The sequence below is a fragment of the Mesorhizobium sp. M0800 genome (assembly GCF_040320095.1).
Lineage (GTDB): Bacteria > Pseudomonadota > Alphaproteobacteria > Rhizobiales > Rhizobiaceae > Mesorhizobium.
The window spans coordinates 1-18,959 of sequence record NZ_JAMYOZ010000014.1 but is presented as its reverse complement, the minus strand read 5'-3'; the positions used below and the strand labels follow the sequence as shown (position 1 = coordinate 18,959).

Genomic DNA, 18,959 nt, shown 5'->3' with positions numbered 1-18,959 from the left:
TGCACGCGCACGCAACGCCGACCTCACCGAATTGGCCAGGCTTGAGGCCAGGAAAGGCCTTTCGAGAACGATGAGAATACCGATCTAGTGGATGGAATCTAACGCTTGGTGCCCGCGTTTGACGGCGGCAATGATCTTGTCGGGGTCGGCGATCCAAGAGAAGGGTTTGGGTTGCTGGTTGTGCTCTGCGAGGAAGCGGTTGATTGCCGCTTGGAGGTCGACAACGGAATGGAAGACGCCGTGACGCTTCGACAACTTGGCGAAGAAACCCTCGACCGCGTTGAGCCACGAGCACGACCTCGGCGTGAAATGGAAGGTGAAGCGCTGATGGCGGTCGAGCTAAGCGCGCACCTTGGGGTGCTTGTGGGCGGCGTAGTTGTCGAGGACGACGTGGACGGCCTTGCTGGCCGGCATTTGCGCCTTGATGGCGTTGAGGAAGCGGATGAACTCCTGATGGCGATGCCGCTGCATGTTCTTGCCGATAACGGTGCCGTCGAGCACGTTGAGGGCGGCAAACAGGGTGGTCGTGCCATGCCGCTTGTAGTCGTGGATCATGGTGCCGAGCCTTCCCTTCTTCATGGGCAGGCCGGGCTGGGTGCGGTCGAGCGCCTGGATCTGGCTCTTCTCGTCGACCGACAGCACGATGGCGTGAGCCGGCGGATCGACATAGAGGCCGACGACGTCGCGCAGCTTGTTGACGAACTGGGGATCGTTGGAGAGCTTGAACTGGCGCCAGCGGTTGGGCTGCAGCCCGTGCGCCTTCCAGATGCGACGCACAGCGCTTGCGCTGATGCCAGCCGCTTGCGCCATCATGTCGGCGGTCCAGTGCGTCGTCTCGCCCGGCAGCTTGGCAAGCGTCAGCGCCACCACGCGCTCGGCCACCTCGGGTCCGAGAGGCGGAATGCGCGAGGGCCGCGTCTTGTCGCGCAACAGCCCCTCGAAGCCTTCAGTGGCGAAGCGCTCCTGCCAGCGCCACACGCAGGTCTTCGATTTGCCGGTTTGCCGCATGATCTCGACGGTGCCGGTGCCGTTGACGCTCAGCAGGATGATCTCGGCGCGCCAGACATGCTTCTGCGGCGTGTTGCGATCCCGGATAAGCGCCGTCAGTCGCTGGCGATCGGTTGGCGAAACGGTGAACGATATTCCTGCGCGCATGCAACAGACTCACATGCGCACTCGTGAAAAGGAATCCCACCCCACTCTTATGTCACGCCCTGTCCGACGCCGATGCACATCGTGGCGAGCGCGAGCCAGCCTTGCAGTTGCTAAGCCTCCAGCGCGGCCCTCCCGGCGATCCGCGCGCCGGACATGCCGAGCGCGATCGCCCCCGCCGTTCGGGTTCGCGTGGTCGGCGTCCTCGGCGATTACGGCGGCTGATGATCCTCGAACCAGAATGATGACTGGCGTCGCGAGATAGTTCCCACCGACGGCAAGGGAAAATGCGATGTCATGACGATACGTCCATTGTCCGAGCAAGCCTCCAGGAATGCCCACCGCGTCCGACGTGCCTGGTCAGGGTCCGTGTCGTACCGAAAGCTCCAGTCGGGGTATATGCATTGCATCGGCCAATGCATGAGATCGCCGGAAAACACTGCCCCTACGCCTCGAGATCTCAGGCCGATGGCTACGTGCCCCGGGGTGTGGCCCGGCGTCGGCTCCAGCCACACTTCGCCATCCGACAAGCACAGCCCGACCAGCCTCGACGATTGGCAGCACATTGTCCTGATAGGTCCGTTCGTCGGCATCGCCGGAGGCGGCCTGTGCGGCCTCGAACTCGCGCCGCGCCATGATGTAGCGGGCGTTCGGGAATGTCGGTATCCAACGCCCGTCCACCAATCGTGTGTTCCAGCCGCAATGGTCGATATGAAGATGGGTGCAGAGCACATAGTCGATCTGCTCGGGAGCAACACCTGCATTCGCCAGGCGCGCCAAAAAGGTGCCGTCATTGCGGCGATGCCAATGCGGGAAGTATGCGCACGTCTTGTCGTTGCCGACGCAACTGTCGACCAGAATGGTGTGGTGGCCGGTACGAACCAGAAAACTCTGGATGGGAAGAATAAGCCGGCCGGTTGCCGGCGATATCAATCGGGGCGTGAGCCAATGAAGATGCGGTTCGAGTGCTTCGTCGGTGCAGTCGGGGAACCATTCCGACGGCGTCCCCAGAGGGTCGCACATCTCCAGAATTCTGGTTACCCAGATATTCCCGATTCTCCAATCGTCCATTGATGCGATCCTTCTTCGATCGAGGACGGATCGCTAAAGATAACATTTGCGGCAAGATGGCGTCAGACATTTCTTCCGATAGGAAGACGGAGGCGCTCGCGATGTGGCCGCGCTTGCGATCGGGTACAAAGATAACATTTGCGGCAAGATGGCGTCAGACATTTCTTCCGATAGGAAGACGGAGGCGCTCGCGATGTGGCCGCGCTTGCGATCGGGTACCAATCGTTAGATCTTAACCACTAGTAACGTGCCTGCGCGAGAGTTGGAGAGCCACCGACGCGCCCCAGGAATGACCCAGAACGAGATATCTATCGATCCCAAGCTGCGCGACGGCGGCATGAATGAGATCGGCTTGCGCGGCCGCCGTCCACCATTTGCCTCGCGGCCGCGTGCTCCTGCCGAAGCCGGGCCGGTCAAAGGCGACCACCCGGTATTTGCCGGCGGCTTTATCGAGCATGCCGCTGGTCTTGAAATCCTCGGCCCCCGTTTCCTTGGAGCAGGATCAACGGCGTCCCGCTGCCCTGCTCAAGGAGGTGCAGGCGCACCCCCGCCATCCCGATAAAGCGCCCCGACCCGTGCGGGAAAAGCGCGCGTCTGGCACGAGCGCTGTTGTACAGCGCCAGGCTGGTCAACCCGGCGCCAAGCGGGACGGCGGCTGCTGTTGTCTTGTTCGTCCGGCGGGCCACTAGCGGCCGCCGCACGCAAAGTGGACAGGCGTGACCGCTCTTGAAATGCCTTGATGCTGCTGCCGAACTGCCGCGCGTGTCGGCGCGTGGCTTACAGAGTCCATCTTTGCTCTCCCTGTTTGGTTGCCCCAACCCGCCTGATCGTCGGTTGCTCCTGGAAGAAGGCTCTGCTGGTTTCCGCTCGCCGGAACTTTGCAATGGGAACGCAGGTTAGAGCGCTTGACGCCGCTGCTTTGAAAGGGTCCCGAGATGACCGGCGCGCACCGCAGCGACCGTTAAGCATGTCAGACCGGTGGATCGGGGTGCTGAACCGGCTCAGACAACGCCGTCTCCATTGGGTCTCAATTTTTCCTCGGCTCCCAATCGTGCTCGAACTGCTCGGCCCATTCCAGGTTCAACAGCCATGACTCCCGTCGCCCGATCCACAGCTCATAATCTGGTATAAGATTGCTCGGAGCTTGATCCAGACTGCCGATCATCACCTCTGCCTCGTCGTCCCGAAGGCTTACGAGGCGCGAACCACAGGTTGGGCAGAAGCTTCGCCCGGCAAAGGTGTGGAGATTGCCAGTGCCTTCGTAGCTCGATCTGGGCCAAACCGCGAAGCAGACGAAGGCGCTCCCGCTCGTTCGCCTGCAGTCATGGCAGTGGCATATACCAACCCTCGTCGGCTGCCCTTTGAGCCGGATGCTAGCAGCTCCGCAAAGGCAGCCACCTGTGCGAACTTGCTCGTCCATCATATCGACACCGCTCGCATAAAGAGATCGCAGCTCTCGTCTGGATTCGGAACAGAAGACTCATACGGCAGCACATCGGGATCCGGCGTCCACATTGGCGCGTCTAATGGCGGCTCTTCCGGTTGGGGTCCCATGGGAAGGCACATGGCGTAATCTCCTTTGCCCGGCAACGAGTGGCAAGGAGGGTTGGTTCCAGCCGTCAACTCCGCCCACCCCGGGCCGCCCTTGAGAAGGTTGCCGGAGGCACTAAGCTCAGGCTCTTTCACGTGCGTCGAGGAGAATGATGAACAGTGGGGCAAAGAGCGGCCTGGCCGGCCGGACCAGACGCTGGGCCATCGCGCTAACGGAACGGAAAAGCGTCACCGGGACGGATGGCGAAGCCTCGTTCGGCCCATGGCTAGCCGACGCGTTGCGCCACGAGACGGCATTTCGCCGCGCGGAAATCTGGACCATAGAAGTCGAGCCGGGGGATGGGCGCCACTGCGTGGCGATGCTGGTCCGCGGTACTGGCCACGCAACCGTCGTGCTGACCGGCCACTACGACACTGTTATGACGAGCGACTATGGCGAGCTGGAGGACATGGCAACTCGGCCGCAACAACTCACGCAGGCGCTGGGCAAAACCTTGGCCTTGGCAGATGCGCCTGCCGCGAGGCGGGCGCGGGACGATTTCGCGTCGGGAGATTTTCTCGCAGGGCGCGGCCTGCTCGACATGAAGGCCGGTCTCGCCGCCGGGCTGGCGGTCTGCGCCGCATTCGCCGAAAGCACTAACGCGGCGGGAAATCTTCTGTTCATCGCCGTCCCCGACGAAGAGAACAATTCTGCCGGAGCGCGCAAGGCGGCACAGGCGCTGCCGGCGATTGCTGGCGAGCGCGGGCTCGATATTCTGGCGGCGATCAATCTCGATGCGATCGCCGACGACGGTGACGGCAGCAAGGGTCGCGTCATCGCGCTTGGAACGGTCGGCAAGCTGCTTCCGACGGCCCATGTCGTCGGCGTTCCCGCGCATAGCGGTTTTCCCCTGAATGGGCTGAATGCCGCGACTGTTGCCGCTGCCATAGCCGCCCGGGTGGAATGGGCCTCTGAGCTTACCGACAATGCCCAGTCCGTTCCGGGCACACCGCCGAGCTTGCTCAATATTCGCGACGGCAAGTCCCGCTATGACGTAACAACGCCGGCTACGGCCTTCGCCAGCTTTAACGTGCTGAGCTATCGACGGAGCCCGGACGAGGTGCTTGATCGCTTTGACCGGCTTTGCGCCGATGCTGCTTTTGCCTGCCTGGCGGAGCTGAAGCAGCGGCGGCATTGCCAGCACGGCAGCGCCGCGATCGATCTCGTCGAAACAATTCCCCTGCATCGCTACGAGGCACTGCTGGACCGTCTCGATGCGGAAGCAAGATCAAGGCTTGGCACCCTCGGCGCGTCTCTTGCCGCCGGCGATCTCCCGCTGCCCGAGCAATGCCGGCTGGTTACTGAAGAGGCATGGCGATTGAGCCGCTTGCCGGGACCGGCAATCGTCACCGGCTTCGGCTCGATACCCTATCTGCCGACGAACCTTTCGGACAGGCCGGCAGCGGCGAGGTTGCGCGCGATTGCCTTGGACATCGCAGCCGGCGCAACCGCCCGCTATGGCTCGGCGATCGGCTGTGCGGATTATTTCGCCGGCATCTCGGATATGAGCTTCTTTGGCGAGGCTACCGAATCCGGTCTCAACGTCGTCGCCCGCAACACGCCGATGTGGCGCGACGGCATTCGCTGGCCGAAGTCAGGCGGGCTGGCCAACATTCCCACCATCAATATCGGCCCGTGGGGACGAGACTACCATACCCCGCTCGAGCGGCTTCACATCGGCTATGCTTTCGATGTCTTGCCGCAAGTCGCGAGCGATGTTTGTGCGGCGCTTCTTGCAAAGCAGGCGTAGCGCACGGAAGCAGCAACTCGATACCTCGCCAGGAGCAAATCTGCAAAGCCGAGGTTGCATGCCAGATCAATCCCGAGGCATTCCGTCCGCCGTGAAGAGATTCTCAAGAACAGCTTCGCCAGCGCACCACGAAAACCGGCGGTAGCGCTATGACGAAGTTTTGGGAGGCTCGTCCGAGTCCGGCAAACGATCGCGAATAGCTTCCTCGGTTTTGCTTGCCGTCTTTTTCACGACTTTCTCGACGCGGTCGACCAACGTCTCGGCGTCGCCGCTGGAACCCTGTCGGTCAGCCTCTTCCTTTACAGTCTCATATGCTTCGGCGGCGACCTGCTTGGCTTGCTCCACGCCTTCCTCAAAGACTTCCTCGGCACTGTCACGAAGCTTGTCGCGGTATGGGCCGAGTTGCGCGTCTTCCGCGGCTGTGTGAGGCAGCATCACGCCGATGGCGGTGCCCACGGCAAGGCCCACCGCGGCCATGGCCAGAGGTTCGCGCTGGAACAGGTCCTGCGTCGACTGCCGCACCCGCCCCGCCATATCGTTGGCGCTCGAGCCGAACTGCCCGGCCGTGCTTCTCAATCTTTCTTTGGCGCCGCTCGCAACGTCTGCGACAGCCTCAGTCGCACCGCCTGCCACGGAAGCAACCGAACGAGCGGCATCGGAGAGCATGGAGCCGGCGGAATCTTCGCTCTCGGCACCGTACTCATCGCCGCGTGAGTCCTGCCAGGCCCCGCCCAAGCTCCGCTCGTCAGAGACGTTTCGGCTGCCGTCAGGTTCCCTGCCGGTCGAATACGCACCAGGTGCTGAACTGTCTACCGACGTGCCCTTGCCAAGCATCAGCCAGGCCAGGCCCGCGCCGACCAATGTAAGCGGCAACGGATTGTCCCTGACCTGAGTCTTAAGATTGCTGAGCATGGCGGATTCCTCGCCGCTGAACATCCCGGTGAATTCGTCGATCAGTTGGCCCGGTGTCATCTTGCTGCGGATCGAGTCTGCGGTATCTGCCACTCTGGCGCGCGCAATATCAGCATCGCGTTCCAACTCGGCTGCGGATTTGTCGGTCATCTTATCTGTTCCTTGATCACGCGTGCGTCGCGTTTAAGTTGGTCTTGTGTCCGGTCGGGGGTCAACTCTGAGGGAGCCATGCTTGCCTTGCCGGAGCGCAAGAGTATGACGCCCAGTACTGCCACCACGACGCCGACGAGCAGCGAGGACCATCCGGCTCCCAGCCCGGCGCTCGCCAAGGCAATCACCAGCGCCTGCAAAAGCACCATCAGGCCGGCGAGCAGGCAAATGGCGCCTCCCATTACCTCCACGGCGCCGGCGCCGGCCTTGCTTACCTTTTCCGACATTTCAGCCCGCAACAGCCTGCTTTCGGTTTGAAGCAGTGTTGTGACCTGCTGTGCCAGATCGCTGACAAGGGTTGTCAGGCTGCGAGTGTCCTGATTGTCAGTCATGGGTTTCGCTCCAGGCTTGCATTGGCCCAGTCATCGCCGGACTGATCGGATCCTAGCGGGGCCGGCTCAACTGCCTCTGCCGATCGCCATCCCGACTCATTCGAGCTAGGACCCGTCTCGGGCGCCCGGCCTGTTCCCGACTGGCCCGGTGCTCCGGTTTGGGCAGAGGGTGGCGAGCTCTTGATGAACCGCCCCAACGCCAGGCCTGCCAATACCGAACCGGCGATCAGCGCCCCCGAGTTTTCACGGCCGAACGACTGAATTTCGCCAAGCACCTCGTCGAACGGTTTATCCTTCAGGGACGAGGAAAGCCGCTCGAGCCCGCCTGCGGCGTCAAGGGCGAATTTCGAAGCAGTCCGTTGATCATTATTGGCAAGATGCTCGCTTGCCGCGCGCAATGCGCCGCCGAAGGCCTTGAGATTGGCGCTCACGTCGCGCTGCGTTCCCTCAGCCTTGTTGAACAACGCTTGCTTTGCTTCCGATGCGTAATCTCCGGCTTTCCTGGTGATCTCGTCACGCGCATCGTGGAGCGCTTCCGTCGCGGTCTGCTTTTCCCGTTGTAGTCTTTCCGAAAGCTCGCTTCTGGCGGTCTCGAAATCGGCCGTCTGACGGCCCTGATCGTCCTGGTCCTGCATGGTGTCTCCTAGTGGAATCCGAGGAAGGAGAGGATTGCAAGCACGACGACGACAAGGCCGATGAGATAAATAACACTGTTCATGGCGCAATCTCCTCCACTGCGCACCGAACTTGCCTGTGCTTCCCGTGTTCCCCTCAGGCGTCATCTTTTTTGGTAAGCGAAGCCTAACCAGCCTCAAGACGGGATTGTCCTGTGCCGATGGCGGTGAGCGCGCGGTTGGAAATGATACGAGACCGGGCTCCGGTACGACTTACAGGTCGAGGCGCAGGTCCGCTCCGGCAGATATTCGCGCTGCATGGGCCGGAATTTTTCCGCAGTGCTTTGACTGGGCATTATCTGCCTGCGACCTGCCACTCGATCTGAGGCCGCGCGATCATCAGCCACAGAATCCCGAGTACGGCAGCGAAGGTTGGGAAGCCGAAGGCGAACCACAGCCAGAAGAGCCGATGCAACGGCGCGCCTGCAGCGGCGGCTTGCGATGCCAGCTTGCGCATCTTATGGCACCGCTGGCGACCAGCCCTTTTCCTGTGAAGAATGGCCACATCCCGATTGTCCTGACCTAAAGCTCCTCTTCACGAAGGAACCAAGGTCCGGGATCGACCCGGTCGTAAACAGAATGAGAACATGGAATAGGGGTTTCATGATTCCGCCGTCGAATTTCCGGCATGCCAGCAGCGATGAGGTCGACAGCTTCCTCATTCTGACGCTATCCAGCGCGCGCTCCGACGCGGCCTTGCGAAGTCGAGGCCGTCCTGAAGGGGTGTGTTTCCCGCTGAGTTCCAGCCGATCCCGGCAACTGCCGGTAATCACCGCCTCTAGGCACGAAGTACAGCGGAAGCAGGTGACTAAGTAACCTGCACGAGGTTGGTTCCGGCCGCGGAGCTTTGCTCCTCATATCGAGTTGGCGTTTCTCAATGGAGAGAGAGTCATGTCGAAAAACACCTGTTTTGAAAGAGAGCTGGCCGGCAAGCCGCAACCAGAGGCGGACGCCAGGGGCCAGTCCGAGAAGAACCAAAAAGGGGGACCGAACGACGGCGTCTCTAGCGCCAACCCTCGCGTCCTATCCGGAGAGGATGATGGGACGCCACATTCCCGCATCAGCGGAAAAAGTAAGGACGACTGCACAGCAACCTTTCATGCACAGTCCAGGATCCTTATTCCGCTGGCTCATAGGCGAGAGCCGTCCGCATTTCGGACCGCATTGACGAGCACCCAAAAAACGAGCCCCAATCGGATTACATCATTTGGTTGGGGATTCACATGAACCGATTTCTCTTTGTAATTGCTGATTTTCTGTCCCGGCCGCCCGGCTTTTATCTAATCATCGTGGCCATGATAGCCTGCACTGCGATGGTCCCTTTCGGCCTGACAAGCGTAATCACCTACGCGCTTTCAGTAGCTGCGATTGTGATTACCGGCGTTGTTCTGATCCAGGGTTATCGCGACACTGCTGCCATCCATGCCAAGCTCGATGAAATTATTGTTGCATTGAAGGAAACGAGCAACAATGTCGTCGGGCTGGAGCACGCCGAGCCTGAGGAAATTAAGGCCCATTTGGCGCGGCTCGAAATGGAAGCGGCGGCGGCTGATCGAGAAACCAAGCACGGGGGAGTCTCTGACGCGTGAGCGCTACTCAAAAGCCATCATGGCAAGCTGAGTCCGGCACGAGGCGGTCGCTCAAGGTCCCGCCAGCGGCGGCCAAGCGCGACGAGACGCGGCAGCGGTAAGCTTATAAGCGGAGAATGGCTAATCTAACGTATGCGCACTGTGGTAGTCGGCAAGAAGACTGGCCGTTGCAAACCGGGATGGACGCGAGCGGGCTCGCCGGACTTGCAGCTAGGGGGGAGCTCGAGGACTGTTTGTGCCTCGGTCGGAATCATTGCGGCCTATCGTATTCCGTGGGAGTGCATCTTTTCGCAGAGCTGGTGGAAGCACTTCCAAGCTATGGGCAGGTCTCCCGGCTTTGACCGCGTTATGTGGAAGCACACCGCCGTCGAGCGCTGCCGCTTTCTCCAGGGAACGTCGACGCCGCGGAAGGCATCCGCTGCCGAAGCCTCCCTCCGGTCCAGATGGCGAGAGCGGTATGAGCTCACACCACGTCTCTAACAACCGCATCTAATTTCGTGAGGCCTACGCTCGAAGGCCTTTGCGTAAGAAGTCCCTGTTCGATTGCGGCTGCCTTGAAGGCATCGATCGCAGCTTGTTGGTTGCAATGACCGGCCAAGCATTCCCTGATCATTCGGACGGCTTCGAGCCGCCGCGGCTTGGCCACGTATGGCCATGGTTGTTCAAGCGCTTTCGCAGCGTCGGATATTGATGGTACGCCTCCGGCGAGGGCCGCCTTGCGCGAGCATGGCACGGAAGCGAGGCTGCACTCTTAAGGTCGTCCTTACGAGCGTAGTTAGCAGCACAGCATGAGCCATGTGACGTTATTGACCGGGCCTGAGCGTCGTCGTCGTTGGCGTGAAGAGGATCAGTGCCGGATACTGGCCGCGGCATTCGCGCCCGGGGCCACAGTGGCGGCGGTGGCGCGTCAGTACGATGTCGCGACCAGCCTGATCTATAAGTGGCGCCGCACGCTGAGAGCCCGCGAGACGGGCTTTGCCGAAGTTGTCGTGGTTCCCGATGAGTCTGTCGCCGTTTCGGTGCCGGCGACGCCCCCAGCGGTGATCGAGCTGGAGATCGCCGGCAAGGTGCGGCTGCGGATTCCGCTGACCACGCCGCCGACACTGGCGGCGGCGATGGTGAAGGCGCTGGGCGTTTCATGATCCCGGTTCCGAGCCAGGTGCGGATCTGGCTGGCGGTCGGCCGGACCGATATGCGTCGCGGGATGCAAGGGCTCGCTCTGCAGGTTCAGGAGACGTTGGGCCGGGATCCGCATGCCGGCGATCTTTATGTCTTCCGCGGCCGCAGCGGCAATCTGATCAAGATTATCTGGCATGATGGGCTCGGCATGTCGCTGTATGCAAAACGGCTCGAGAAGGGCCGGTTTCTCTGGCCGTCGCCGGCGGACGGCACGGTTTCCATATCACCGGCGCAGCTCGCCTACATGCTCGACGGGATCGATTGGCGCAACCCGCGTCACACGTTCCGCCCGCAGCGCGCGGGCTGAGTTTTTCTTTGAGTTTGCGCCATTTTCCGCGAGTCAGCGGACGCGTTTTATGATTCACTTCAGGGCATGGTTGCCACCACCCTGGATGCTGTTCCGGACGATATCGGCGCGCTGAGAGCAGCGCTGAGCGCGGCGCTGGCCAGAGCCGAAGACGAGGCCGCGCGCGCTGCGCTGGTCGAGGCCGAACTGGCGGTCGCCAGGGCCAAGGCATCGGATGATGCGGCGCTGATCGCCCATCAGGATCTGACGATCCGGAAGCTGCAGCGGCGCTGCATGGTCAGAGTTCTGAACGCTCAGCCCGCCTGCACGATCAGATGGAGCTCACCTTCGAGGAACTCGAGAGCACGGCAACGGAAGACGAGATCGCCGCCGAACAGGCCGCGGCCCGGACCACCGAGGTGGCGCCTTATGTGCGCAAACGACCGGCGCGCCAGCCATTTCCCGAGCATCTGCCGCGCGAACGCGTGGTCGAGCCGGCGCCGACCGCTTGCCACTGCTGCGGCGGTCATCGGCTGCGCAGGCTGGGTGAGGATATCACCGAGACCCTGGAGGTGGTGCCGCGGCAATGGAAGGTGATCCAACACGTGCGGGAGAAGTTCACCTGCCGCGACTGCGAGGCGATCAGCCAGGCTCCGGCGCCGTTCCACGCCACCCCGCGCGGCTGGGCCGGTCCCGGCCTGCTGGCGATGATCCTGTTCGAGAAGTTCGGACAGCATCAGCCACTCAACCGCCAGGCTGAACGCTATGCCCGCGAAGGCGTGCCGCTCAGCCTGTCGACGCTCGCCGACCAGGTCGGCGCCGGCGCCGCGGCGCTGATGCCGCTGTTCAAGCGACTCGAAGCCCATGTGCTGGCCGCGTCACGTCTGCACGGCGACGACACGACGGTGCAGGTCCTGGCCAAGGGCAAGACCGATACCGGCCGATTATGGACCTATGTGCGCGATGACCGACCGTTCGGCGGCGCCGATCCGCCGGCGGCGGTGTTCTACTATTCCCGCGATCGCCGAGGCGAACATCCCGCGGCGCATCTCGCCGGCTGGAGCGGCATTCTGCAGGCCGATGCCTATGGCGGTTATGGCGATCTCTATGCGACGGGCCGTCAGCCGGCGCCTGTTCTGGAAGCCAGCTGCTGGGCCCACAGCCGACGCAAAGTGTTCGAGCTGGCCGATGTCGAAGCGGCGGCGCGCAAGAAGGCGCACGGCGAGAAGCCCAACCTGGTCTATCCGCTAGCGGTTGAAGCCGTGAAGCGCATCGATGCCCTGTTCGATATCGAGCGCGAGATCAACGGCCTGTCGCCGGCCCAACGCCACGCCGTGCGCCAGGAGCGGAGCGCGCCGCTGGTCACCGAGCTCGAGCGCTGGATGATCGAGACGCGCGACAAGCTCTCGCGCGGACACGATCTGACCAAGGCCTTCAACTACATGCTGCGCCGCCGGTCATCTTTCACCCGGTTCCTCGACGACGGGCGGATCTGCCTATCGAACAATGCAGCCGAGCGAGCCCTGCGCGGCATCGCTCTCGGCAGAAAGTCCTGGCTGTTCTGCGGTTCCGATCGCGGCGGACAGCGCGCTGCCGTTCTCTACAGCCTGATCGTCAGCGCCAAGTTGAATGACGTCGACCCTCAGGCCTGGCTCGCCGATATCCTGGCGCGCATCGCAGCCCACCCAGCCCATCGGATCGATGATTTGCTGCCGTGGAATGGGAGATCCGCAAAACTGCGGACCCAACCAGCGGCGGCCTGATCATGCAGCGCAATAAGGTGCATCACGTCTACACCGTCGAACGTGTCGCCAGGGACCTCGGCGTCAGCGAAGCGCTCATCCAGGACCTGACCCTCGGTCTCGAGCCCGAGGACGGCGTCATCTGGGTGTACGGCGCCAACGATGACGACGGGATCTTGGCCTTCACCGATGAAGGCATCGAGGAGGTCAAACTCCTCCTCGTAGAATATCATCGCGTCTCCCCATCGAAAGCTTGACCCGGCACCGCGGTGCTCAGGTGCTCATGGCCACAGGATACGCACGTCCTGCGGTCTTCACCGGATGGATACTATTGATGCAACCACCATCGGCTTGCAATTCAGGTAGATTGTAATCGGAATGAACGCCGGCATCTTCTCGCTCGCCAGGATTGAACGGGGCTAAACGCGAAGAGAGGGCGGAGGTTGCATGAACGCGCATCTTCGCGATTCTAAGCCCCGCTACACCATGCAATTGAGACTAAACAGGCTCTTCTCGGGGCAATCCTAAACTCAAATAACGCCCGTTGGCGGGTCGCCGGAATTCTGAAGCGAACAAATTCGCCGACAAGCTCCATGGCGCGGTTTACGAACCATGGGCACGATGATCGCCGTGGGCAGGCCGTAAATCGGAATTACGGCGGCTCTGAAACGTTCCACCGTGGTGCTTCCGGGCTGTCCGTTTCGGTGCCTAGCGCGGCGACTGCGACTCCTCGGCCGGCCGCTGGCGGGCCTTCAGCATGCGCGCTTCGCGTAGCAATGACGGGCGGTCCGTGCCGATCATGTTTATCAAATCCAGCGCCTGGGCCTCCGTTATGCCCGTTTCCTTCGCAACAGACTTCGCTACGAGACTTTTGAGGCGGTCATGATCGCTCTTGTCGTCGTCCACAGTGAACTCCCCGCCACGCTTGCGTGTGTCGGCCGCCGTATGCTCGTTTCTCGAGTTACTTGCATCGCAACGCTCGGTAACAGCTTTCGTTGCATTCGGCGCCGGGAAGAACAGTATTTATCATTTCGATCTAAGAAGTTCGAGGAGCTCGCCCTCGTGCTTTTGCCCCTCAAAATGCGAGATGCGAGACGTCGCCATCCAAGGGCGAGGGGTCGACGTTTCGTCGGTGCAGAGCCGTTGAAGTACGCGTTGGCACAAACCTAGGTCGGCGGGGTCAAGGCTGGTTTGAACGGCGCAACGTCCCTGACCCCCGCATCAGCGCCAGCCCTTAGCGCGGCTGAAAGTCAAAAATGTTCCCTGCGAAATTTGAGTCAACGGGGGCGTACGATTGGCCAGCCATATTTAGCGGGTGAGCATGAGCCGGCCGGGCCAATCATGTTTCCGCATGTCAGTGGCAAGATGCTCCCCCGCGTTCCCACTAACCGCTCGAAACTGATAGTCCTTTACAGTTCGCTCACCAGCGATGTCTCGACGGCGGCCAACGGGATTCCAAGCTCCAGGTGATCCATGCGGGCCGTATTGGAGATTTCCTCTCCCTCCGACTGCCTCGGGAGCAACTCGCTTCAGCACCACGGTTCCAAAGCCGCCCTGTCCGACGGTCTGGACATGAGGGCCATCGGTTTCGGCCCAGGTGAGGTGGAAGACTCTCGAGGCACCGGAACCCCTGGTGTTCCACGTGACCGAAATCTGGCCCTCGTCCCCTGAAAGCACGCCGTATTTGGCCGAATTGGTCGCGAGTTCGTGAAAGGCAATGCCGAGATATTGGACTGCATTTGGGCTAAGGATGATGGACGGTCCGGACATCGAAATTCGCTCCTCATTGCCGAAGGATTTCGCCTGCGACAATAGGAGTTCGAAAACAGTGACACCTTTCCAGTCGCCCATCACGAGCAGATCGTGCGAGCGCGACAGGGCCATGATCCGCTCGCGAACCTCTCGTTCGAAGTCGGCGGGGGTTTGGGCCCGCTTGTTAGTCTCGCGGATCATCGAAAGGATGACCGAATACTGGTTCTTGACGCGATGGTTGACCTCACGCATCAGCATGCGGATGCGATGCTCGTTTCGCCTAAGTATAGGCAATGGTCCGTGCGCACCTCGCAAGCCCGACCCCTAAGCCCCAGCTTGGTGAAACAGCCTTCGATCAGTCCCGCCGTGCTTCATGTGCGGCGGGCTTTTTATTCCACTAGCGGGAACAACCGAGCCACCCCGAAGGTTCGGTGCTGGCGGCAAGTTCACTCCTTACGGCTGCAGGATCGGTGAAGCCGGTCGAGGCCCGCGTCTTTCGTCCCTCCGAAGACGCGGGCCTTACTACAGAGATTCCGTCACAAACCCGAAATTAAAAAGAGTTGCTGATCGCCGCGAGCTGATTTGCATCGTGTGACGGACTTCAGCGCCGGACCTTGGCCGCTCTGGTCAACCTGTGTCGAACCTGCCCGCCGCTGGAACCGAACCTCTCCGCATCTTACACGACGCCGATCGATGAGTAACGGATGATCACCTCGTCCTGACGAAAGCGTCGCTCAAGGTCAGCACGGCGTGTTCGCCAGGCTCGCAGATCAATCTCCTCCGTCATCACCTCGAAGATGACGATTTCATCATTGCCGCACTCGCCGCCTTGCCGCCACAGCCCTTCGGCAGGTGCCTGCAAAAAGGCCGTGACGCCGGCGAACTGCTGGGCCAGTTCTTCTTTGAGCCGGTCGAATTCCTGTTTGGGGAACGGTCTGCCGGAATTGTCCGCGCGAGGTAGCAGGATTTGAAAAAGATACATGATGAAACTCAATGATCACGAACGGTCGCCGTGCCTCTTCGTTCCTCATGCTTTGTTTTCGGGGTCGGCGCCGGGCGCCGTGCGCTTGGTGTCACCGTGGGCCGTGTTCGGCTTGGGACCAATGTTCGCCGTCGCCATTTGCAAGATAGTTGTGCATGTCGGTTGCAGCGACCGCTGCGTGGCCGAATGCGACGGCAAGCTGATTGATCTCGTTGACCACATCTCCGGCTGCATAAAGTCCGGGGACCGCGGTGCGCTGGCGCGAATCCACGACGAGATTGCCCGCTTTATCACAGCATGCAAACCAAGGTCGACCGCAAGCTTCGAGCGGATGGTCGAGTCCATCGCAGGGTAGATGGTATCAAACGAGAGCGTTCCGCCGTCGATGAGTTCCACTGCGGTCTCCCGGCCCGTGGCGCAAACGGCATTGGGTCTGCATACGCTGATCTTGATCCCGGCCCTTTTGAGTTTGCTACGCTTGTCCGGGGACAGCTCGGATGGATCGGTAATCAGCACGGTGAGATCCTGAGTGAAAGTGCGCATGAACAACGCCTTTTTCATTGCGTGTTCGGTCGGTCCGATGTTTGCGATCGATTCGCCGGTGCTCGCCAAGCCTCAACAATTGTTCTATGCTCTCGTTGGCACGGCATGGTCGTGATTGCGACACGGAAGGCTGTTGTCCTGTGGGGGGTCCATGTTCGAATTCGTCGGAGACTGGTGGAAAACGGGCTCGAGAAGCTGCTTCGCCCTAAACATCCTTGGCTTAATCGTCGCTCTATCGGTGCTGTTGTTACCTGGGCTGGAAAGCGCCAATGCACAGACGAACTGGACACTCGACCCGACGGCCTCCGTGCTCACCTACCAGTCGGTCAAGAAGAACACGATCGTCGAAACCAACAAGATCAGGAACATAGCCGGCACTCTTTCTTCGACGGGTGAGGCCAAGATCACCGTTGACCTTAACTCCGTCGACACGGGTGTCGACCTTCGCAATGTCCGCATGCGGTTCCTTTTCTTTGAGACGTTCAAGTATCCGTCCGCCGAACTGACCGCAAAAGTGGACCCTGCCGCATTTGCAGACCTGGCGACCAAGCGAAGGGTGAAGGCAGTGCTGCCATTTCGCCTCAACCTGCACGGGGTCGACAAGGATCTCGAGGCCAATGTCGTAGTGACGATGATCAGCGACAGCATGGTCTCCGTCGCTTCGGAGGCGCCTGTGGCGGTGCATGTCGAGGACTTCGGACTGCTGCCGAATGTCGACAAACTGCAGCAGGCCGCCAATGTGACCAACATTGTTCCGACCGCTTCGGTATCGTTCGATTTCGTGTTCAACGCCGGCGGCAGCAAGCCCGCGGCCGTCCAGACAGTCGCGGCAAGTACTGCCGACGTCGGACCCGTCGCCACCGATGCCGCGAAAGCGAACTTCAGCGACGAGGAGTGCCTCAACCGGTTCGCGGTGCTCTCCCGCACTGGGGCGGTCTACTTTCGGTCGGCGAGCGCGCGGCTCGACAACCAAAGCCGCCCGCTGCTGGCGGAGGTGGTTGGCGTGGTCGGCAAGTGCCCAGGCCTGAAGGTAGAGGTTTCCGGCCATACCGATTCCGATGGTTCGCCTGCCGCCAATAAGCTGCTGTCGGAGCGCAGAGCCCAGGCCGTTGCCAATGCCATCGTCGCCGCGGGTATTGCACGAACGCAGATCACGGCAACCGGGTATGGCGAGGAGCGGCCTGTTGCGGCTAACGATACGCCGAAGAACAAGGCGCTCAACCGGCGGATCGAGTTTTCCGCCACCAAGCTCGTCAACTGAGGAAGGACCTCTTGTTCCGGTGGGGCTTCCATCTGATTGCCTGTTTTGGCAGTGCCCCGCGCGCGATGCTGGCGACGCTCTCACTGTTATTGACATTGACGGCGGCCAATGCGGAACGCCGTGTTGCTCTGGTCCTCGGCAACTCCCAGTACCAGCATGGGCCGGCGCTGACCAACCCGGTCCGGGACGCGCAGGCTGTTGCCGACCGCCTTGCGAAGTTGGACTTTGAAGTCGTCTCGGGTTTCGATCTGACCAAATTGCAGACCCAGACGACCATTGCGAAGTTCGCAAAGCAGGTTCGCGGCGCCGACATTGCCCTTTTCTTTTACGCCGGCCACGGCTTGCAAGTTTCAGGCAGCAACTACCTGCTTCCGGTCGATGCCGCACTGGAAGACGAGACCTCGCTCGACTTCGAAGCGGTGCCGGTGGATTTCGTTTTGCGGCAAATGTCGCGCGAGACCAGCATAAGGCTGATTTTCCTCGACGCCTGTCGCGACAATCCCTTGGCCGAGGTGTTGGCAAAGACCGCAGGCGTCAAGGGAGCGAGAAGCGGGCTTGCCGAAATCCCGATCGAGAATGGCGGTGCGGGTACACTGGTCGCCTTTTCCACCAGTCCCAATCAGGTTGCCTATGACGGATCGAGCGAACATTCGCCGTTCACGTCGGCGCTGCTAGCCCATATCGGGGCCTCGAACGTCTCCATCACTGACGCAATGAACAGGGTTACCGCCGACGTGTTCAAAGCAACGGCCGGCAAACAGCGCCCGTGGATCAATGTCTCGCTCACCACCGAGGTCGTGCTGCACAAGGTGGATCTGAACGCGCCACTGATCGTCGGTGAGGCGACCGCTCCGCAACAACCGCAAGGCGGCTCGGGCGGGCGCAACGCCGCCGCAAATCCGTCTGGCGCTGACGATGCCCAGCTTGCGCTCAATGTGCTGCGTCAGAAAATCCCGAAACTGGCTTCGGACGATCCGATCTTTTTCGACCGACCTGTCGATTTTGGGGATCCAAAGATCGACGGCAAGAGTATCGCCGAGCTGATCACGGGCAAGCCGCTCTTTGCTCCCGTGGAAGGGCTCGACAAAGCGGTGTGGCAGGGCAAGCACTGCAATGGCTGCCATGAGTGGGATGAGGTTCGGCTGTGCGAACAGGCGAAGAGTTTCGCGGCCAACGATGTCTCCGTGCTGCGCCTGCAACATCCGCTCGGGACGCGCTTCAAGGTGGCGCTGGCTAAGTGGGCGCAAGGCGGCTGCAAGTAGGATCTGGACCTTCGATTCGAAAATTCCTGGTCAAACAGGCGATGGGGCCAATCCCCGCCTAGACATTCGTCGTGTGCGAAGAGCCACGGATGAGCTCCACAACAGCGTGTTGGCGCGCACCCTCATGATCGAGATGAACAACATTCCTTTCTGCACGAAGCCTTCTAAGGAGGCTTATATGTGGCGGATGTTGAAGGGCGCGCTACGCTCGACGGTCTGCACCGAAAGTGCCCGCGCCATACCCGCTTGCGGAACTGGAACGATCTAATCATGTCGCCATTGTTGGCCCGCCGAGGGCTGGTGCTCGAGCTATGCGCGGGAGAGCTACCCGCGGTGGTTTGAGGCTGGGGCGCCTGGGGCGCAGCGGCGGGGTTGCAAATCGACGGATCGGCTTGAGGTGAGGAATGACCACCATCGCATCTTCAACGTGAACGCCCTTAACGATGCCGGTTACGGCGTTCCGCCGACAAGAATTGCCATTCCGTTGCAAGACTTCTGAGCGAGCCGGATGAGAATAGCTGCGAACCCAAGGGCTCCCCCAACGCAACGTATCCCGACTACGCACGTTCTAGAGCGGTTCCTGATTTGACGGAATCGAAGGGGATTCCGGATCAGTCGGTTTTGTGATTCAAGATGCTGGCTGGAGTGGAGGCCAGCATCGGATGACGCGA

General features: G+C 61.2%; 21 protein-coding genes and 1 pseudogene. 8 read left to right on the top strand and 14 right to left on the bottom strand.

The window, feature by feature from the left end:
- Positions 1-84: 84 nt before the first annotated feature.
- From NKI18_RS17885 to NKI18_RS17870, 4 genes and pseudogenes are all read right to left on the bottom strand, one after another.
- A pseudogene (locus NKI18_RS17885) lies at positions 85-1,155 on the bottom strand (IS630 family transposase).
- Between the two features lie 357 nt (positions 1,156-1,512).
- Positions 1,513-2,223, bottom strand: coding sequence for an MBL fold metallo-hydrolase (locus NKI18_RS17880; RefSeq protein ID WP_352619665.1), 711 nt, complete (start codon positions 2,221-2,223; stop codon positions 1,513-1,515).
- A gap of 232 nt (positions 2,224-2,455) precedes the next feature.
- Positions 2,456-2,680 (bottom strand): alpha/beta fold hydrolase, encoded by a 225-nt coding sequence (locus NKI18_RS17875; protein WP_352619664.1) that lies wholly within the window; start codon positions 2,678-2,680, stop codon positions 2,456-2,458.
- Positions 2,681-3,250: 570 nt separating this feature from the next.
- Entirely contained in the window at positions 3,251-3,643 is a 393-nt protein-coding gene (locus NKI18_RS17870; protein WP_352619663.1) for a GFA family protein, read from the bottom strand.
- Positions 3,644-3,926: 283 nt separating this feature from the next.
- Between NKI18_RS17870 and NKI18_RS17865 the strand changes: the two genes are divergently transcribed.
- Positions 3,927-5,564 (top strand): M20/M25/M40 family metallo-hydrolase, encoded by a 1,638-nt coding sequence (locus tag NKI18_RS17865; RefSeq protein ID WP_352619662.1) that lies wholly within the window; start codon positions 3,927-3,929, stop codon positions 5,562-5,564.
- Positions 5,565-5,711: 147 nt separating this feature from the next.
- Here the strand turns inward: NKI18_RS17865 and NKI18_RS17860 are convergent, their stop codons facing one another.
- The 4 genes from NKI18_RS17860 to NKI18_RS17845 all read right to left on the bottom strand — a co-directional run bounded on the left by NKI18_RS17860 (position 5,712) and on the right by NKI18_RS17845 (position 8,149).
- Entirely contained in the window at positions 5,712-6,626 is a 915-nt protein-coding gene (locus tag NKI18_RS17860) for a hypothetical protein (RefSeq protein ID WP_352619661.1), read from the bottom strand.
- On the bottom strand, positions 6,623-7,018 hold the full coding sequence (locus NKI18_RS17855) for a phage holin family protein (RefSeq protein WP_352619660.1): 396 nt from the start codon (positions 7,016-7,018) through the stop codon (positions 6,623-6,625). Before NKI18_RS17855 ends, NKI18_RS17860 begins: the two co-directional genes overlap by 4 nt.
- On the bottom strand, positions 7,015-7,743 hold the full coding sequence (locus tag NKI18_RS17850; protein ID WP_352619659.1) for a hypothetical protein: 729 nt from the start codon (positions 7,741-7,743) through the stop codon (positions 7,015-7,017). Before NKI18_RS17850 ends, NKI18_RS17855 begins: the two co-directional genes overlap by 4 nt.
- Before the next feature lie 244 nt (positions 7,744-7,987).
- Positions 7,988-8,149, bottom strand: a complete 162-nt coding sequence (locus NKI18_RS17845) for a DUF2269 family protein (RefSeq protein WP_502900716.1) — start codon at positions 8,147-8,149, stop codon at positions 7,988-7,990.
- 766 nt (positions 8,150-8,915) lie between these two features.
- On the opposite strand from NKI18_RS17845, the gene NKI18_RS17840 reads away from it, so the two are divergent.
- The gene (locus tag NKI18_RS17840) at positions 8,916-9,281 is read left to right on the top strand and encodes a low affinity iron permease family protein (RefSeq protein ID WP_352619658.1); all 366 of its coding nucleotides are present in this window, start codon (positions 8,916-8,918) and stop codon (positions 9,279-9,281) included.
- 463 nt (positions 9,282-9,744) lie between these two features.
- Here the strand turns inward: NKI18_RS17840 and NKI18_RS17835 are convergent, their stop codons facing one another.
- Positions 9,745-10,014, bottom strand: coding sequence for a DUF982 domain-containing protein (locus NKI18_RS17835; protein WP_352619657.1), 270 nt, complete (start codon positions 10,012-10,014; stop codon positions 9,745-9,747).
- Between the two features lie 55 nt (positions 10,015-10,069).
- On the opposite strand from NKI18_RS17835, the gene tnpA reads away from it, so the two are divergent.
- Both tnpA and tnpB read left to right on the top strand, forming a co-directional pair.
- Positions 10,070-10,423 (top strand): IS66-like element accessory protein TnpA, encoded by a 354-nt coding sequence (tnpA, locus tag NKI18_RS17830; RefSeq protein ID WP_352619656.1) that lies wholly within the window; start codon positions 10,070-10,072, stop codon positions 10,421-10,423.
- Positions 10,424-10,440: 17 nt separating this feature from the next.
- On the top strand, positions 10,441-10,767 hold the full coding sequence (gene tnpB / locus NKI18_RS17825) for an IS66 family insertion sequence element accessory protein TnpB (protein ID WP_352619655.1): 327 nt from the start codon (positions 10,441-10,443) through the stop codon (positions 10,765-10,767).
- A gap of 54 nt (positions 10,768-10,821) precedes the next feature.
- On the opposite strand, the gene NKI18_RS17820 is transcribed toward tnpB, so the two are convergent.
- Positions 10,822-11,004 (bottom strand): hypothetical protein, encoded by a 183-nt coding sequence (locus NKI18_RS17820; RefSeq protein ID WP_352619684.1) that lies wholly within the window; start codon positions 11,002-11,004, stop codon positions 10,822-10,824.
- On the opposite strand from NKI18_RS17820, the gene tnpC reads away from it, so the two are divergent.
- A protein-coding gene (tnpC, locus tag NKI18_RS17815) for an IS66 family transposase (RefSeq protein WP_352619682.1) occupies positions 10,939-12,509 on the top strand; the annotation gives its coding sequence in 2 pieces (ribosomal slippage) (positions 10,939-11,035 and positions 11,035-12,509; 1,572 coding nt in all). The two genes, NKI18_RS17820 and tnpC, sit on opposite strands and share 66 nt — an antisense overlap.
- 2 nt (positions 12,510-12,511) lie before the next feature.
- Positions 12,512-12,745, top strand: coding sequence for a hypothetical protein (locus NKI18_RS17810; RefSeq protein WP_352619654.1), 234 nt, complete (start codon positions 12,512-12,514; stop codon positions 12,743-12,745).
- Positions 12,746-13,196: 451 nt separating this feature from the next.
- Here the strand turns inward: NKI18_RS17810 and NKI18_RS17805 are convergent, their stop codons facing one another.
- From NKI18_RS17805 to NKI18_RS33415, 4 genes are all read right to left on the bottom strand, one after another.
- Positions 13,197-13,394 carry a hypothetical protein gene (locus NKI18_RS17805; RefSeq protein ID WP_352619653.1) on the bottom strand — a complete coding sequence of 66 codons (198 nt, stop codon included), beginning with the start codon at positions 13,392-13,394 and terminating at the stop codon, positions 13,197-13,199.
- Positions 13,395-13,796: 402 nt separating this feature from the next.
- Positions 13,797-14,498, bottom strand: coding sequence for a sensor histidine kinase (locus NKI18_RS17800; RefSeq protein ID WP_352619652.1), 702 nt, complete (start codon positions 14,496-14,498; stop codon positions 13,797-13,799).
- Between the two features lie 418 nt (positions 14,499-14,916).
- Positions 14,917-15,234 (bottom strand): hypothetical protein, encoded by a 318-nt coding sequence (locus NKI18_RS17795; protein WP_352619651.1) that lies wholly within the window; start codon positions 15,232-15,234, stop codon positions 14,917-14,919.
- 33 nt (positions 15,235-15,267) lie between these two features.
- Positions 15,268-15,783 carry a hypothetical protein gene (locus NKI18_RS33415; protein ID WP_502900715.1) on the bottom strand — a complete coding sequence of 172 codons (516 nt, stop codon included), beginning with the start codon at positions 15,781-15,783 and terminating at the stop codon, positions 15,268-15,270.
- Between the two features lie 133 nt (positions 15,784-15,916).
- Between NKI18_RS33415 and NKI18_RS17785 the strand changes: the two genes are divergently transcribed.
- Both NKI18_RS17785 and NKI18_RS17780 read left to right on the top strand, forming a co-directional pair.
- Positions 15,917-17,026, top strand: a complete 1,110-nt coding sequence (locus NKI18_RS17785; RefSeq protein WP_352619649.1) for an OmpA family protein — start codon at positions 15,917-15,919, stop codon at positions 17,024-17,026.
- Between the two features lie 11 nt (positions 17,027-17,037).
- Positions 17,038-18,288, top strand: coding sequence for a caspase family protein (locus NKI18_RS17780; RefSeq protein WP_352619648.1), 1,251 nt, complete (start codon positions 17,038-17,040; stop codon positions 18,286-18,288).
- Positions 18,289-18,959: the final 671 nt, after the last annotated feature.

Excerpts from the sequence above, each read along its gene's own strand:
- NKI18_RS17880 (WP_352619665.1), bottom strand. The coding sequence starts at position 2,223 with ATGGACGATTGGAGAATCGGGAATATCTGGGTAACCAGAATTCTGGAG.
- NKI18_RS17875 (WP_352619664.1), bottom strand. The coding sequence starts at position 2,680 with ATGCTCGATAAAGCCGCCGGCAAATACCGGGTGGTCGCCTTTGACCGG.
- NKI18_RS17870 (WP_352619663.1), bottom strand. The coding sequence starts at position 3,643 with ATGGACGAGCAAGTTCGCACAGGTGGCTGCCTTTGCGGAGCTGCTAGC.
- NKI18_RS17865 (WP_352619662.1), top strand. The coding sequence starts at position 3,927 with ATGAACAGTGGGGCAAAGAGCGGCCTGGCCGGCCGGACCAGACGCTGG.
- NKI18_RS17860 (WP_352619661.1), bottom strand. The coding sequence starts at position 6,626 with ATGACCGACAAATCCGCAGCCGAGTTGGAACGCGATGCTGATATTGCG.
- NKI18_RS17855 (WP_352619660.1), bottom strand. The coding sequence starts at position 7,018 with ATGACTGACAATCAGGACACTCGCAGCCTGACAACCCTTGTCAGCGAT.
- NKI18_RS17845 (WP_502900716.1), bottom strand. The coding sequence starts at position 8,149 with ATGCGCAAGCTGGCATCGCAAGCCGCCGCTGCAGGCGCGCCGTTGCAT.
- NKI18_RS17840 (WP_352619658.1), top strand. The coding sequence starts at position 8,916 with ATGAACCGATTTCTCTTTGTAATTGCTGATTTTCTGTCCCGGCCGCCC.
- tnpA (WP_352619656.1), top strand. The coding sequence starts at position 10,070 with ATGAGCCATGTGACGTTATTGACCGGGCCTGAGCGTCGTCGTCGTTGG.
- NKI18_RS17820 (WP_352619684.1), bottom strand. The coding sequence starts at position 11,004 with ATGGGCGATCAGCGCCGCATCATCCGATGCCTTGGCCCTGGCGACCGC.
- NKI18_RS17810 (WP_352619654.1), top strand. The coding sequence starts at position 12,512 with ATGCAGCGCAATAAGGTGCATCACGTCTACACCGTCGAACGTGTCGCC.
- NKI18_RS17800 (WP_352619652.1), bottom strand. The coding sequence starts at position 14,498 with ATGCTGATGCGTGAGGTCAACCATCGCGTCAAGAACCAGTATTCGGTC.
- NKI18_RS33415 (WP_502900715.1), bottom strand. The coding sequence starts at position 15,783 with ATGAAAAAGGCGTTGTTCATGCGCACTTTCACTCAGGATCTCACCGTG.
- NKI18_RS17785 (WP_352619649.1), top strand. The coding sequence starts at position 15,917 with ATGTTCGAATTCGTCGGAGACTGGTGGAAAACGGGCTCGAGAAGCTGC.